Here is a 13,401-nt window from a genome sequence, read left to right on the forward strand (position 1 = left end):
GGGTAGACTGTCGCCATGAAAGCATTATTGATTGATCCCGATACCCAAACCGTTACCGTCCAGGATTACGACGGACAGCCCCACAGCCTTTACACCCTTTTCGGTTCCCTGCTCGTTGATAGCAACGCCCTGTTGAATGCGCATATGGTCTACAGCGGCGGCGAAGCGTTCGAAAAAGGCCAAAAGGGCTTCTTCCTCGGCGAGAAACTGCTCTTCGGCAAAACGCTGGTCGTCGGCATGGCCGACATTGAAGAGGTGGACGCCACTATCGAGGCGGAAACGCTGCAGCAGCTCGTCCGGTACGATCTGCCGGCGTTCTACCGCAAAGCGATCGCCCTGCTGCCCTCGGACTTTGCCTTTGACCAAAGCTGCGCGCTCGCAGGAATGGAGGGCGCCACGGTCGAGTGGGTCTTTTACGCCTTCAGCCTCGCCGACGATGCGACGCAGTCCTATTTTCTTGACGAACTGGAAAAGACGGTATCGGGGGATGGGGAAGTGCATCCCTACCTGGAGAAAATGGGTAATCTCGCTCTCCGCTCAATGCAGTAGACAGGCAAGCGCCGCCTTGTAGCGGGACGGCACTTCAAAAAGTTCTGAGTGAGCCGCTACTGCTCTCCGCGTTGACGCTCTTCCTTTTCGTACAAGCGGTTGTACTGGAGAACGCCTACTCCTAAAAAAACGGCAAAGAGTGCGATGATGCCTAGAATAATCTCTCCCGGTGTCATGATTGTTTCCTCCGGATTCATGTATATTTGTACTTAGACAAATCTACTCCACCCGAAATAAATACCAGCTTCCTTTGCAAACGGAAGGCCCGGGCATAACCATGAACAAAGAATCGTTCAGTCATCGACAGGGGAGAATGGACATATAAAGTGTTAAGGGTGATGAAAAAAGATGTTGAAAGTATCGAAACGAGGCATAAAAAGTGGTGACCCCACGGAGACTCGAACTCCGGTAACCAGAATGAAAATCTGGGATCCTAACCGCTAGACGATGGGGCCACGCTGTTACAACATTTTTGTTGAGCCGAAATTATATTTCCGTATCGCTTAACAATCTCTTAAATGCCGCGGTGTTGCGGCATTTAAATGAAATTACATATAGAATTCGCGGAGGGCGCGGATAATGACCGCATTCTTGGAGATGCTCTCCGCCTTGGCATTGTCGTTGACCAGGTCATACAGATCAAGGGGCAGGGAGATAGAGAAGGTTTTCGTTTCGACCTTTTTCTTGCGTTTGACCATGTTGGTAACGTTCTGAAGCAGCTCGATGATCTTTTTCGTATCAATCGGCTTCTGGATAAAGCTGTTGACACCGATTTCGATCGTTTCCGAGATCTTCTGGATGTCGTTGCTCGCGGAGATGACAACGACCATCTGCTGCGGGTTCATCTCGCGGATTTTGCGTGCGAGCTCGATTCCGTCCATCTCCGGCATGATAATGTCTACAAAGACGATGTCCGGTTTTTTCTCTTTAAAAAGTTCCAGAGCCTCTTTCCCGTTGAATGCGGATGTGACATCTTTAAAAAAGTTCTTGAACGTTGAACTGAGCAGTTCATTCGCAACGGCCTCGTCTTCAACGACCATTGCACTCATTTTTTTCGTCTCTTCGGTCAGCTGAACCAGGTCAACATTTTTCATTTCTGTTTCCTCATGATGATTTCTGTCTGTATTTTACACTGTTATCAGCAAACAACGTTAACAGGATTAAAATTGTTTGCCCGTGATATTACGTTGCAAAATTATAGTAACAATTACGTTACACAAACTTAAATTTATGGAAAAAATCAATATTTTTTAAATTGTTCCAGCCATTCGAGGTTGGATTCGACCGTTTTTTCCTTCTGTTCCAGGAGAGAAACGATGATCGATTTGAGGGTCTGTTCGTCCATGAAAGCAAGCATTTCCGGGTTGATGTGGGTATCACCGCCGTAACCGTTAAGCAGTTTTTCGATGTCGTTGATTAATTCTTGTTTAGTACTCACTAAGTTAAGCTCCTTGTTTCCGGTCCGATGTAGCGTTGACGCGGCCGGGCGATCTTTTTTTCCGAATCGGCGTGAAATTCTAACCACTGCGCGAGCCATCCGACGGTGCGTCCTATCACAAATATGATCGTAAACATCTCTTTGGGGATTTTGAGCGCCGTCAGAATCAGCCCCGAATAGAAATCGATATTGGGGTAGAGCTTCCGCGAAATAAAATAGTCGTCGCTGAGGGCAACCGCCTCGATCTTCTCGGCGATCTGAAGCAGTTCGCTGTCGACATTGAGCTCGTCTTTCATCTCGTCAAGCAGTTTTTTCAGGATCTTGGCACGGGGGTCGAAGTTTTTGTAAACGCGGTGTCCGAAGCCCATCAGCCTGAAATCGTCTTCGGGATCCTTGGTGCGGGCGATGAATTCGTCGACGCGCTCTACGGAACCGATGTATTCCAGCTGTGCGATAACCGACTCGTTCGCCCCGCCGTGGGCCCGGCCCCACAGGGCATTGATGCCCGCCGTGATCGCCGCATAGGGGTGCGCTCCCGTCGACGCGACGGAGCGAACGACCGTCGTCGAGGCATTCTGCTCGTGATCGGCATGGAGCGTAAAGATCGTATCGAGTGCCCGTACCTGCACTTCGGGGATCTTCAGGTCCTGTCCGGGGTAGGCGTGGATCATATAGAGAAAGTTTTCGGTAAAAGAGCGCTCGAGGTCGGGATAGATAAAAGGAATGCCCAGGGAGCGCCGATAAGCGAACGCTGCCAGGGTAGGGACCTTGGCCAACAGCCGGCGGCGCATCACCTGCAGGTCTTCGTCGTTGCGCATCATAATGTGTTCCGAATAGAAGGTGGAAAGCGCCGAAACGGCGGAGGAGAGCATCGCCATGGGGTGCGCATTGTCCGGGAAGGAGTAGAAGAGGTTTTTCAACCCTTCATGCACATACGCCCGCTTACGGAATTCGTAATCGTACGCCGCCAACTCCTCCGGCGAGGGGAGTTCACCGTTGAGCAGAAGGTAGCACACCTCCAGATAGCTCTTTTTCATTGCCAGCTCTTCAATCGGGTAACCGCGGTATCGCAGTTCGCCTTTTTCACCGTCTATATAGGTAATGGTAGAGCTGCAGCTGGCCGTCGACGTGAAGCCCGGGTCGTAGGTGAACATGCCCGTCTGTTTGAAAAGGTCGCGGATATCGATCACGTCCTGGCCCATGGTCGGGTGCATGATGCTGAATTCATAGGTATTGCCGTTTCGATTGTCCGTCAAAGTCACCGTTGCCATCGCGTGCTCCTTTCTAAAGTATTTTTACAGAGGATACCTGAAAACAAGCGCAAAGCGCCATTATCGAAAGATCTTTTGCTTTCCCATTCAGGGTATGTTTAGCCGATGCGGCTTTGTGCACGGCGCGTACACAATATAGAGGTATGATAGCTCCAGAAGGAGCATCCATGGACGATCATCCTGCTGCGATACAAAGACGCCGATTCCTCCAAAGCGTGGCGGTTTCCGCCGTGCTGGCCCGAACGCTATTGTCCGCTGGGGAAGGGGGGAGTGCACCTGCTCCGATCAAGCGCCGGGAGAGCCTCATGCTTGAAGGAACGGAGTTTTTCCTGACGCTTGAACGCACCGTTGTCAACGTCAGCGGCTCCGATGTGCTGGCGACAACGGTCAACGGCATGCTGCCCGGGCCGACGCTCAAGTGGCGCGAGGGCGATACCGTGACAATCCATGTTACGAACAACCTCCCGGTGTCGAGCTCCATCCATTGGCACGGTATCATCCTTCCCTTTCATATGGATGGTGTCCCCGATATCAGCTTCAAGGGTATTGCCCCCGGAGAGACGTTCACGTACCGTTTTCCCGTGCGCCAGAGCGGAACGTTCTGGTACCACTCGCATACCGGTTTTCAGGAGCAGAGCGGGGTTCACGGCACGCTTGTCATCGTTCCGAAGGACGAAGACCCCGTCGTCAGCGACCGCGACTACGTTGTCTCGCTGTTTGACTGGAGCGACGAAAACCCCGAAGCGATCTACCGGAAACTCAAGCTGCACAGCGACTATTACAACTTCAACCAGCGCACCGCGGGCGATTTCATAAGCGAAGTGAAGTCCGAGGGGTTTTGGGATGCATTGCAGCACCGTGCAATGTGGAACCGGATGCGCATGAGTGACAGGGACCTGTCGGATGTCACCGGCTATACCTATACTTACCTGCTGAACGGATTCACGGAAGCGGAGGATTGGCATGCGCTTTTTGAAACCGGCGAAAGGATACGGCTGCGTTTTGTCAACCAGTCGGCGATGACGATCTTCGATGTCCGCATCCCCGGCCTGAAGATGACGGTCGTCGCGGCGGACGGCAACCCGGTAAAGCCCGTGAAAATCGATGAGTTCCGCATCGCCGTCGCGGAGACCTACGATGTGATCGTGGAGCCCGAAGAGAGGGCATACTGTATCTTTGCGCAGAGCATCGAACGCTCGGGGTATGCTGCAGCGACCCTGGCTCCCAGGGCGGAGATGCATGCCGCGCGGCCGGCGATGGACCCGCCCCAGCCCCTGACGATGGCCGATATGGGCATGGGCGGCATGACCGGGGAGGGTGGTGCCGATACGGGCGCCATGAAATGCGGCGGAGGCATGCAGATGCCGAAGGAAGAAGGGAAGAAGCACATGTGGCCGATCACGCCGCTGCCGATGCGGCGCGGGGTCGGGACGACGATGAAAGCGGCCAACCCGCGCTACCGGCTGGACGATCCGGGCGTGGGGCTGCGGGAGAACGGCAGAAGGGTGCTGACCTACGCCGATCTGCGCAACTACTACTCTACCGCCGACGCCCCGCCGCCTGACCGGGAGATCGTGCTCCACCTGACGGGCAACATGGAGCGGTACATGTGGTCGATCAACGGCATCAGGTATGCCGACGCGGCCCCGCTGACGTTTCATTACGGCGAACGGCTCCGCATCACCTTCGTCAACGACACGATGATGATCCACCCCATGCACCTGCATGGCATGTGGAGCGACCTGGAGACGGGCGACGAGGCACGCCTGGTACGCAAGCATACGGTACTGGTGCAGCCCGGCAGCAAGATCAGCTACCGGGTCACCGTCAATGCCGAAGGAGCCTGGGCCTATCATTGCCACATGCTCTACCATATGCCGGGAATGTTCCGAAAAGTGGAGGTGCTCCCGTGAAAACGGTGCCATACACTGCGACGCTGTTACTTGCCGCCTCCCTTTTCGCGGAGATGAACGACGACCCCCTGCGCGCGACGCTGCTGGCTGATCGCCTGGAGACTGCCTCGGGGCAGTGGAGCAGGTGGGAGCATCTGGTGTGGGACGTCTCAGCCTACGCCGGCTACGATCTCGACAAAGCCTATCTCTACAGCGAGGGGAGCAAAGCGCCCGGCGAGAGCGAGAGCCAGAACGAACTGCTCTACAGCCGCGCCGTGGCGCCGTTTTGGGATGTACAGATCGGGGCGGAGGCGGATACCGCCGACGGAAAAAGCGTCGGATGGGGCGTGGTGGCCTTTCAGGGGCTTGTCCCGTACTATTTTGAAACACGTCTACGGCTGATGGTAAATGCGCAGGCCGTGGCACTCAATGCCGAAGCCGAATACGAGATGCTGTTGACGCAGCGTTTGGTATTGACGCCGCGCATCGAACTGCAGGCCTATAGCAGTGACGTCGAAGAGCTGGGAGCAGGGGCCGGGCTCTCTTCGATCGAAACGGGACTGCGGCTGCGCTACGAGTTTATACGGGAGTTCGCACCCTATGTCGGCGTTTCATACGCTGCGACAATCGGCAACACAAGAAAATATGCGCCTATAGACGATGTCCAGGCGGTCGCCGGTATACGCCTCTGGTTCTGAAAGCGGGGTGAGAAGTGCACAGAAGCGCCTATCTACAATATTGAATATTATTTAGTTAACATAATGTATATTCTCTTGAAAGAAAAATTCCATGCTTCCTGCCCCCTTCATCATCACGGCCGGTGAATAATAGATACATTATTTAATATGAGAGCTTTTATTAAATAATATGGCAAATGAGCGCAAACATTGCACTATTTTGGCGGGTACGTTTTTGGTGCTGACGGCACTGCCGGACGCGTTATCAGCGTGTCCAGGATCAGCAGCTTCGGCACCCAGCGGCTTTTAAACGCGGAAGTGTCTCCGGGCAGCGTCATAATCGATTTAAAGGCCTCCAGGGCTTCAGCATGCTTGCTGCCGACCTTTCTGAGCGCCAGCGCCATCTGATCCGCCCTGAGGCCGTAGATCATCTTAATACCGCTTTTATGTAGGTTCTGCGCAATAGCAAACAATACGGTACCCTCATTCCAATCAATGGCGTAGAAGCCGAGATTACCTACCCGGTCGATCTGAGTGACCTTTCTGGCTGCGAAAATAAGCGCCAATGAGCGTTTGACGTCATAGTGGTAGCGATAAGGTGGCTGTGTAACGGCCAGCTCGTAGACGACATGCTGTCCCCCCTGCACTGCGTACAGCGATCGCCTGATCGTCAGGTTCTGCATTCCGATGCGATCTTCAGCCACCTTTTCCGTGCGGATCTCCAGCCGTTCCTGACCGATTTCCAGCCCCAGTAGCAGATCGTTTTTTTCAATAATGGATGGGGAGCTGCAGCCGACGGATAATGCGGCAATTAGGCTGCTAAAAAGCAGTCTCGGCCCGTGCTTCATATATAAATATATCACCCTATCTCTCCTGCTGTTTTTCATGCTGATGATTATAGCGAATCGGGGTAACTCCTAGACCTATTAAATGAACGTATGTTAATTTACCTGCTCCAGTACAAGAACAACCGTTCACTTTAGATTAAGGATAAATTAACGGATGTTCATATACACTTTCCAAAACATGAACAATCGTTAATAAGGAGTCGTAAATGCCCGAAAACAGGGAGTTTAAAAAGGGTGGAGATACAAAGAAGCTGATTGAGGAAGCGGCGATGGATCTCTTTGCCGAGTATGGGTACAAAGGTGCTTCCGTGCGTAAAATCGCCGCGAAAGTCGGGATCAGGGAGAGTGCCCTCTACAACCATTACGCCAATAAAGAGGCGATCTTTCTTGCGGTAGCCGGCAGGGTTTTTGCCTCCCCTTTTGCTCATCAGAAAACGGATGATTTCGTCCAGCAGAATGCCAAAAAAGGCAAGTCGTTTTTACATAAATTTATGACCGAATTTAAGCTGATGACCTTCGACAAGAAGTACGAAAAACTCTTCCGTTTCATGCTCATCGAACTGATGCAGAACGATGTGCTTCGCAGCGGTTTCAGACAGGAGTTTCATGAGGCGAACGTCAAGCTGCTTTCATCGGGTTTTTTCATTATGATGCAAGAAGGCCTCATTCGCTCCAATGACCCTATGACGCTTGCCAACGCCTTTTTGGGCCAGCTCTTCTATCTGAGGCTGCAGGTGAGCCTGCTCAAAGCGGACGGTGCCCCGACAACCGCCCTCTCGACGGCATTTGAAAAACAGCTTGACCTCTTCTGGTCGTCGATCTGCGAATAAACGGGATATGGGGAAGTAAAAGCGGTAAGGAAAAAGGAAAGCGGTACAACGGTAAGCCGGGTTCTGTTGATACGATAATTTATCTACTGCATCCGTTACCGGATGCCTCCAGCGAAACAAAAGCATTGTAAGACGCTTACCATCTGTTTCTTGCTGCCAGGCTGGGTTTACATAGCTTCCGCCATTGCTGGCGGAACTGGTGGGCTCTTACCCCACCGTTTCACCCTTACCGCTTGCGCGGCGGTCTGCTCTCTGTTGCACTGTCCCTCGGCTTGCGCCGGCCATCCGTTAGATGGAGCCCTGTCTTACGGCAGCCCGGACTTTCCTCTTGAAAATCAAGCTATCGCACGTTGTACCGGTGATATTATAGCATATGGAGGAAGCGCTGAGTATTTAACATATTATATAATATGTTACTGGGGTCCCAAAGTGCCATCATGCCGCCCTGCTCTTAAACGTCGCCCTATTCTTTTTACTCCGAATGATTGACCATATAAGATATTATATAATATTAGAAAGAGGTTCAAAAAAAAGCGGCATGATGCCGCCTTTTTACTTACGCCGCCAGAGTAACGCCGGATTCGATAGCGTACTTGACACCGAGTTCCCAGGCTTTGAGGTTTGCTTCGTGTACTTTTTTCGGTACCTTGGAGAGCATGACCTCTTTGAGGGCTTCCGGTTCGAGAACGCTTGTGATCTGGTTTGCAATCGCCATCGCGACGACAGATTGCGTAATCACGTTTCCGACCTCTTCTTTTGCGATCGTGATAATGGGGATCTCAACGATCTTCCATGTTTGACGGTCTTCGTCTGTCGGGTGCACCAGGTTCGGGTCGACAACAATGACGCCACCCGGTTTGACACCCTTCTTGAAAGACTGGTAGCTGACGTCCGCAACGGAAAGCATGAAGTCGATCTCACCTTCGTTCGCGTACGGATAACGGATTTCATCGTCGTCAAGCGTAATGTCAACAACGGTCGGGCCGCCACGAACCTGGGACGTATAGGTCGCCGTTTTCAGACCGAAACCGCCAAGTTTGATCTTACAGGCCGCCATGATCTCGCCGGCGAGGAGAACCCCCTGCCCGCCTACACCGGTAAAACGTAATGTATTTCTCATTTCATGCCTCCTTAGATCTTTTTCTCGAAGTCGTCTTGCGTCAGTTTCGCGCGTTTGCCCTGTGCTGCCGCTTTGATCTGATCGTAAGATTCACAGTACTCAGGGTCATCAACTTCTTTGAGGACGCCCGTCGGGAAAACGTTTTTCTTCTCTTCGTCGGAGAGGGCTTCCCATTTGCGCAGCGGCATAGTGATGCTGTCGATCCACTCGAGGTTCTGCATCGCATTCGCCATTTTGTTCTTACGGCCAAGGTTGATATGGCAGTTGGACATAATGTCGAAGAAGGAGAAGCCTTTGTGGCTGAAGCCTTTGACAAGGATCTTCTCGAGTTTTTTCGGGTCAAGCATCGTTTCACGCGCAACAAAAGAGGCACCGGCACCGATCGCGAGTGCACAGGCGTCGAAGGTCGGGTCGATGTTACCGTTCTTCTGGCTAACCGTCCACATCCCCTGCGGCGTCGTCGGGGACGTCTGGGAGTTGGTCAGACCATAGATGAAGTTGTTGATCAGGATAAAGTTCAGGTCGATGTTACGGCGGCAACCGTGGATCGTGTGGTTACCACCGATCGCCAGTCCGTCACCGTCACCGGCAACAACGATCACGTTTGCTTCCGGTTTCGCAAGCTTCACGCCGGTGGCGTACGCAACGGTACGGCCGTGTGTCGTGTGGATCGTATTACAGTTAATGTAAGAGCTGAAACGTCCGGAACAACCGATACCGGAAACAACACAGACTTTGTCCATGTCCCAACCCATCTTCTCGATCGCACGGATCGTCGCTTTGAGGATGACACCGTCACCGCAGCCCCAACACCAGAGTGTCGGCATCTTGTCTACACGAAGGTATTTGTCGTAGTTAAAAGCCATTACATCATCTCCTTAACTTTTGCGACCATCTCAGCCGGCGCGATAGGACGGCCGTTTGCTTTGAGCAGGCGAGTGAAGTCGTTACGGCGAACGATACGTTCGATTTCCGTAGAGTACTGACCCATGTTCAGCTCGGTTACCATGATCTTGTCGCCGAAGCGTTCACCGATCTTGCGGATCTCGGCTTCCGGGCTCGGCCACATCATGATCGGGCGGAAGAGACCGGCTTTGATCCCTTCTGCGCGCAGTTTCTGAACCGCTTCGAAGGCACCCAGCGCGATGGAACCGTATGCAATAATACAGACTTCCGCGTCGTCCATCAGGACCTCTTCGTAATCAGGGAGGTCATCAAGGCCATCATTTTCGGCAGCGACCGTGTTGATCTTGCCGGTAAGACGTTCGATGTTGAATTCGCACTGTTCCGCGTCTTCCGTCGGGAAGCCGGTCGGACCGTGGTGCAGACCTGTGACGTGGTAGCGGTACCCTTCGAACATCGGGTTGAGGACCGCCGGCTCGTTCATCGGAACGTCATACGGACGGTAGTCTTCCGGCGCACCGTCGAATTTCGCACGGTCGACGATGCTCGCCTGGATCTCTTCGAGGTCCGGAAGCTCCGCTTTACCGTGCATGTGACCGATCGTCTCATCCAGGAGCATGAAGACCGGCGTCATATATTTTTCCGCGAGGTTGAAGGCGCGGACCGTCTGCGTATAACACTCTGTCAGGGAACCTGCACAAAGCGTAATAGAGGCATAGTCACCGTGTGTCGGGTACTTAGCCTGGCCGATATCCGCCTGGGAAACACGTGTCGGAAGCCCCGTGGACGGACCGCCGCGCATAACGTTGATGATAACGAGCGGGATCTCGGCGATGAAACCGAGACCGATCTGCTCTGCTTTGAGGGAGATCCCCGGGCCGGAAGTCGCCGTAAACGACTTCGTACCTGTCATGGAAGCACCGAGGGCTGCGGAGATACCGCCGATCTCGTCTTCCATCTGGATTGCCACACCGCCGACAGCCGGCAGCAGGTCAGATGACTCATGCATAACTTCCGACGACGGTGTAATCGGATAACCGCCGAAGAAACGCGCGCCGGCATCAACGGCCGCTTTGGCAGCCAGCTCGTTACCTGTTGAAATTACAATTCTTGACATTCCTGCTCCTTACTGCTCAAGTGACATATAGTTGTTAGCAACGATCGCCGCCTGGCGAGCTTTTGCTTCGTCTGTCAGCTTCGCAAATTTGTACTCTTTCTTATCTGCAACATAAATCGCAAAGTCCGGACATGTGAGTTCGCACTCGTTACAGCCGATACATGACTCCGGGTGGTCGATGGAGATCATCGCACCCAGTGTAGATGTCGGTTCATAACGCATCCCCAGAACGCCCGAAGGGCAGACGGAAACACAGATATCACATGCTTTACAGTTGTTGGTGTTGACCCAGACAGGGGCATCACCCGGATTTTCAGTCTGAAACATTAATACTCCTCCATTTATTTGCGAGATAAGGGATCTCATAAAAGGCTCCGAAAAACCCTTTATGAGAATCCCTACTCTTCACTTTTGGTTGAAAACTTTCCGATGGCACAGGAGACGAAGCTCTTCGCTTTCAGTCCCGCTGCGTCCAGACCGCTGACCTGCTCTTCTGCAAGAGGATAGCCCAGCCTTCGTAAAATCGTTTTGAATAGTGCTGATCGCGCGTCGTCCGCAACATCTACTGTTACGATACGAGGCTCACACGTCAAATCGACCGCTACGGATGTAAACCCTTCGGCTTCGAGTGCCTGCGTGATCGTCGCTGCGCAGCCGCTGCAGCGGACATTGGCGACGGCGACACTCTCTTTCATTATTTGGAAAGAACCTCTGCGACCGCTTTGCCGATCTCTGCCGGCGAAACGACGACTTTGACGCCTGCCGCTTCGAGGGCTGCCATTTTCTCGGCCGCCGTACCGGCAGCGCCGGAGACGATCGCACCGGCATGGCCCATACGTTTGCCCTTCGGCGCCGTCTGGCCCGCGATAAAAGCTACAACCGGTTTGGTGATATTTTCCTTAATAAATGCAGCTGCCTGGATTTCCAAGTCTCCGCCGATCTCGCCGATCATAACGATCGCTTCCGTTTCCGGGTCCGCTTCGAAGAGCGGGAGCAGCTGCTTGTAAGAAAGACCGATGATCGGGTCACCGCCGATACCGACGGCCGTCGTGATGCCGAAGCCCTCTCTGACGACCTGGTTCGCACCTTCGTATGTCAGCGTACCGGACTTGGAGATCAGACCGACATTCCCTTTTTTGAAGATCATGCCCGGCATGATCCCGATCTTGCACTCTTCGGCAGTGATGATGCCCGGGCAGTTCGGCCCGATGGTCTTCATCCCCTTTTTCGAAGCGTACATTTTCGCGTACATCATGTCGCGGACCGGTGCGCCTTCGGTAATAATGACCGCCAGTTCGATACCCGCATCCGCCGCTTCCATCACCGCGTCACCGACGAATGCCGGCGGAACAAAGATCATGGAAACCGTTGCGGCCGTTTGGTCTACCGCTTCTTTGACGGTATTGAAAACCGGTTTGCCCAGGTGCTCCTGGCCGCCTTTGTTCGGCGTCACGCCGCCGACGATCTGCGTACCGTAGGCGATACACTGCTCAGCATGGAAAGTACCCTCTTTCCCTGTGAAACCCTGAACGATAACTTTGGTATCTTTGTTTACAAGAATTGACATTAATTACTCTCCTTTCGCTGCTGCGACGGCTTTGGCTGCACCGTCTGCAAGGTCTTCCGCCGCGATGACGTTCGCAATGTTGGCGTTTCTGAGGATCTCCGCCGCTTCCGGGGCGTTCGTACCGTCGAGGCGGACGATGACCGGCACGTGGACGTCGACCAGTTTCGTCGCTTCGAGGATCCCGTTGGCGATACGGTCACAGCGGACGATACCGCCAAAGATATTGACGAAGATCGCTTTGACGTTGGGGTTTTTGAGGATAATCTCAAAGCCCTTTGCTACCGTTTCCGCGTTCGCTTTACCGCCGACGTCGAGGAAGTTCGCCGGGGTACCGCCCATGTAGTTGATGGTATCCATCGTCCCCATCGCGAGGCCCGCGCCGTTGACCATACAGCCGATCTCGCCGTCGAGGGAAACATAGGAGAGGCCGAAGCGGCTGGCTTCGCGCTCGTCCGCGTCCTCTTCGGAGATGTCGCGCATGTCTTCGATATCCGGGTGGCGTCCCAGTGCGGAGTCGTCAAAGCCCATCTTGCCGTCAAGCGCGAGGAAGTCGCCCGCACCCGTCTTGATCAGCGGGTTGATCTCGATCATCTCCGCATCGTTTTCCATATAGACGTTGTAGAGCGCTGCCGCAAATTTGATGAATTTGCCCTGCTCCTCTTTCGGCAGTCCGAGGCCGAAAGCGAGCTCGCGGCCGTGAAAGCCCTGGAAACCGATCGTCGGGTCGATCGCCACTTTGACGATCTTCTCCGGCGTCTCTTCGGCGACCTTCTCGATCTCCATACCGCCTTCGGTGGAGGCCATGATAACAGGCATCTCTCTCGCACGGTCAAGGACAACACCGAGGTAGAGTTCGTCTTTGATGTCCGCACCCTCTTCGATATAGACCTTCTGGACCAGTTTGCCTTCCGGACCCGTCTGGTGTGTCACCAGCGTCATACCGAGGATCTGCGTCGCCAGTTCACCAACTTCATCCAGGGAGCGTGCCAGTTTGACACCGCCGCCGAGGCCGCGGCCCCCTGCGTGGATCTGTGCTTTGACGACCCAGACGTCACCGCCCAGTTCTGCAGCGTTTCTCACCGCCTGATCGGCCGTGTTGGCAACAATCCCGCGCGGGGTCGGTACGCCGTATTTGGCAAAAATCTGCTTCGCCTGATATTCATGGATATTCATATTTTCTTCTCCTCCT

General features: G+C 53.7%; 15 protein-coding genes, 1 tRNA gene and 1 other RNA gene. 4 read left to right on the forward strand and 13 right to left on the reverse strand.

Translation table 11 applies throughout. The annotated features are described in order from the left end of the window. Positions 1-15 precede the first annotated feature (15 nt). Entirely contained in the window at positions 16-549 is a 534-nt protein-coding gene (locus WCY31_RS06480; RefSeq protein WP_345971715.1) for a hypothetical protein, read from the forward strand. A 380-nt stretch (positions 550-929) separates the two neighbouring features. Here WCY31_RS06480 and WCY31_RS06485 read toward each other — a convergent pair. The 4 genes from WCY31_RS06485 to WCY31_RS06500 form a co-directional block, all read right to left on the reverse strand. Further along, positions 930-1,004: transfer RNA gene (locus WCY31_RS06485), tRNA-Glu, on the reverse strand. 93 nt (positions 1,005-1,097) lie between these two features. Continuing rightward, on the reverse strand, positions 1,098-1,643 hold the full coding sequence (locus WCY31_RS06490; RefSeq protein WP_231018057.1) for a response regulator transcription factor: 546 nt from the start codon (positions 1,641-1,643) through the stop codon (positions 1,098-1,100). Positions 1,644-1,789: 146 nt separating this feature from the next. Continuing rightward, positions 1,790-1,987: a hypothetical protein gene (locus WCY31_RS06495; RefSeq protein WP_345971496.1), complete on the reverse strand. Its 198-nt coding sequence runs from the start codon at positions 1,985-1,987 to the stop codon at positions 1,790-1,792. Next, positions 1,987-3,258 (reverse strand): citrate synthase, encoded by a 1,272-nt coding sequence (locus WCY31_RS06500; RefSeq protein WP_345971716.1) that lies wholly within the window; start codon positions 3,256-3,258, stop codon positions 1,987-1,989. The genes WCY31_RS06495 and WCY31_RS06500 overlap by 1 nt, the downstream gene beginning before the upstream one ends. A 167-nt stretch (positions 3,259-3,425) precedes the next feature. Between WCY31_RS06500 and WCY31_RS06505 the strand changes: the two genes are divergently transcribed. Beyond that, positions 3,426-5,171 (forward strand): copper resistance system multicopper oxidase, encoded by a 1,746-nt coding sequence (locus WCY31_RS06505; RefSeq protein WP_345971718.1) that lies wholly within the window; start codon positions 3,426-3,428, stop codon positions 5,169-5,171. Next, the gene (locus WCY31_RS06510; RefSeq protein WP_345971719.1) at positions 5,168-5,848 is read left to right on the forward strand and encodes a copper resistance protein B; all 681 of its coding nucleotides are present in this window, start codon (positions 5,168-5,170) and stop codon (positions 5,846-5,848) included. Before WCY31_RS06505 ends, WCY31_RS06510 begins: the two co-directional genes overlap by 4 nt. Before the next feature lie 194 nt (positions 5,849-6,042). On the opposite strand, the gene WCY31_RS06515 is transcribed toward WCY31_RS06510, so the two are convergent. Then, the gene (locus WCY31_RS06515; RefSeq protein WP_345971721.1) at positions 6,043-6,714 is read right to left on the reverse strand and encodes a hypothetical protein; all 672 of its coding nucleotides are present in this window, start codon (positions 6,712-6,714) and stop codon (positions 6,043-6,045) included. Positions 6,715-6,881: 167 nt separating this feature from the next. Between WCY31_RS06515 and WCY31_RS06520 the strand changes: the two genes are divergently transcribed. Further along, on the forward strand, positions 6,882-7,505 hold the full coding sequence (locus WCY31_RS06520; RefSeq protein ID WP_345969031.1) for a TetR/AcrR family transcriptional regulator: 624 nt from the start codon (positions 6,882-6,884) through the stop codon (positions 7,503-7,505). 36 nt (positions 7,506-7,541) lie between these two features. Here WCY31_RS06520 and rnpB read toward each other — a convergent pair. From rnpB to sucC, 8 genes are all read right to left on the reverse strand, one after another. Next, an RNA gene (rnpB, locus tag WCY31_RS06525) (RNase P RNA component class A) lies at positions 7,542-7,864 on the reverse strand. A gap of 197 nt (positions 7,865-8,061) precedes the next feature. Beyond that, positions 8,062-8,625 (reverse strand): 2-oxoacid:acceptor oxidoreductase family protein, encoded by a 564-nt coding sequence (locus WCY31_RS06530; protein ID WP_231018062.1) that lies wholly within the window; start codon positions 8,623-8,625, stop codon positions 8,062-8,064. A gap of 11 nt (positions 8,626-8,636) precedes the next feature. Then, positions 8,637-9,491, reverse strand: coding sequence for a 2-oxoglutarate ferredoxin oxidoreductase subunit beta (locus WCY31_RS06535; protein ID WP_345969032.1), 855 nt, complete (start codon positions 9,489-9,491; stop codon positions 8,637-8,639). Beyond that, on the reverse strand, positions 9,491-10,645 hold the full coding sequence (locus WCY31_RS06540; RefSeq protein ID WP_345969033.1) for a 2-oxoglutarate synthase subunit alpha: 1,155 nt from the start codon (positions 10,643-10,645) through the stop codon (positions 9,491-9,493). The genes WCY31_RS06535 and WCY31_RS06540 overlap by 1 nt, the downstream gene beginning before the upstream one ends. Before the next feature lie 9 nt (positions 10,646-10,654). After that, positions 10,655-10,972 (reverse strand): 4Fe-4S dicluster domain-containing protein, encoded by a 318-nt coding sequence (locus tag WCY31_RS06545; protein ID WP_231018065.1) that lies wholly within the window; start codon positions 10,970-10,972, stop codon positions 10,655-10,657. A gap of 71 nt (positions 10,973-11,043) precedes the next feature. Further along, the gene (locus WCY31_RS06550) at positions 11,044-11,340 is read right to left on the reverse strand and encodes a heavy-metal-associated domain-containing protein (protein WP_345969034.1); all 297 of its coding nucleotides are present in this window, start codon (positions 11,338-11,340) and stop codon (positions 11,044-11,046) included. After that, positions 11,340-12,212, reverse strand: a complete 873-nt coding sequence (sucD, locus tag WCY31_RS06555) for a succinate--CoA ligase subunit alpha (protein ID WP_345971722.1) — start codon at positions 12,210-12,212, stop codon at positions 11,340-11,342. Before sucD ends, WCY31_RS06550 begins: the two co-directional genes overlap by 1 nt. A gap of 3 nt (positions 12,213-12,215) precedes the next feature. Continuing rightward, positions 12,216-13,385 carry an ADP-forming succinate--CoA ligase subunit beta gene (sucC, locus tag WCY31_RS06560; protein WP_345969036.1) on the reverse strand — a complete coding sequence of 390 codons (1,170 nt, stop codon included), beginning with the start codon at positions 13,383-13,385 and terminating at the stop codon, positions 12,216-12,218. Positions 13,386-13,401: the final 16 nt, after the last annotated feature.

Source organism: Sulfurimonas sp. HSL3-1 (genome assembly GCF_039645995.1).
Taxonomy (GTDB): Bacteria; Campylobacterota; Campylobacteria; order Campylobacterales; family Sulfurimonadaceae; genus Thiomicrolovo; species Thiomicrolovo diazotrophicus.

Bases quoted from the DNA above. Each gene is read 5' to 3' on its own strand.
- WCY31_RS06500 (WP_345971716.1), bottom strand. From the start codon at position 3,258: ATGGCAACGGTGACTTTGACGGACAATCGAAACGGCAATACCTATGAA.
- WCY31_RS06490 (WP_231018057.1), bottom strand. From the start codon at position 1,643: ATGAAAAATGTTGACCTGGTTCAGCTGACCGAAGAGACGAAAAAAATG.
- WCY31_RS06515 (WP_345971721.1), bottom strand. From the start codon at position 6,714: ATGAAAAACAGCAGGAGAGATAGGGTGATATATTTATATATGAAGCAC.
- WCY31_RS06530 (WP_231018062.1), bottom strand. From the start codon at position 8,625: ATGAGAAATACATTACGTTTTACCGGTGTAGGCGGGCAGGGGGTTCTC.
- sucC (WP_345969036.1), bottom strand. From the start codon at position 13,385: ATGAATATCCATGAATATCAGGCGAAGCAGATTTTTGCCAAATACGGC.
- WCY31_RS06535 (WP_345969032.1), bottom strand. From the start codon at position 9,491: ATGGCTTTTAACTACGACAAATACCTTCGTGTAGACAAGATGCCGACA.
- WCY31_RS06505 (WP_345971718.1), top strand. From the start codon at position 3,426: ATGGACGATCATCCTGCTGCGATACAAAGACGCCGATTCCTCCAAAGC.
- WCY31_RS06540 (WP_345969033.1), bottom strand. From the start codon at position 10,645: ATGTCAAGAATTGTAATTTCAACAGGTAACGAGCTGGCTGCCAAAGCG.
- sucD (WP_345971722.1), bottom strand. From the start codon at position 12,212: ATGTCAATTCTTGTAAACAAAGATACCAAAGTTATCGTTCAGGGTTTC.
- WCY31_RS06545 (WP_231018065.1), bottom strand. From the start codon at position 10,972: ATGTTTCAGACTGAAAATCCGGGTGATGCCCCTGTCTGGGTCAACACC.
- WCY31_RS06520 (WP_345969031.1), top strand. From the start codon at position 6,882: ATGCCCGAAAACAGGGAGTTTAAAAAGGGTGGAGATACAAAGAAGCTG.
- WCY31_RS06550 (WP_345969034.1), bottom strand. From the start codon at position 11,340: ATGAAAGAGAGTGTCGCCGTCGCCAATGTCCGCTGCAGCGGCTGCGCA.
- WCY31_RS06480 (WP_345971715.1), top strand. From the start codon at position 16: ATGAAAGCATTATTGATTGATCCCGATACCCAAACCGTTACCGTCCAG.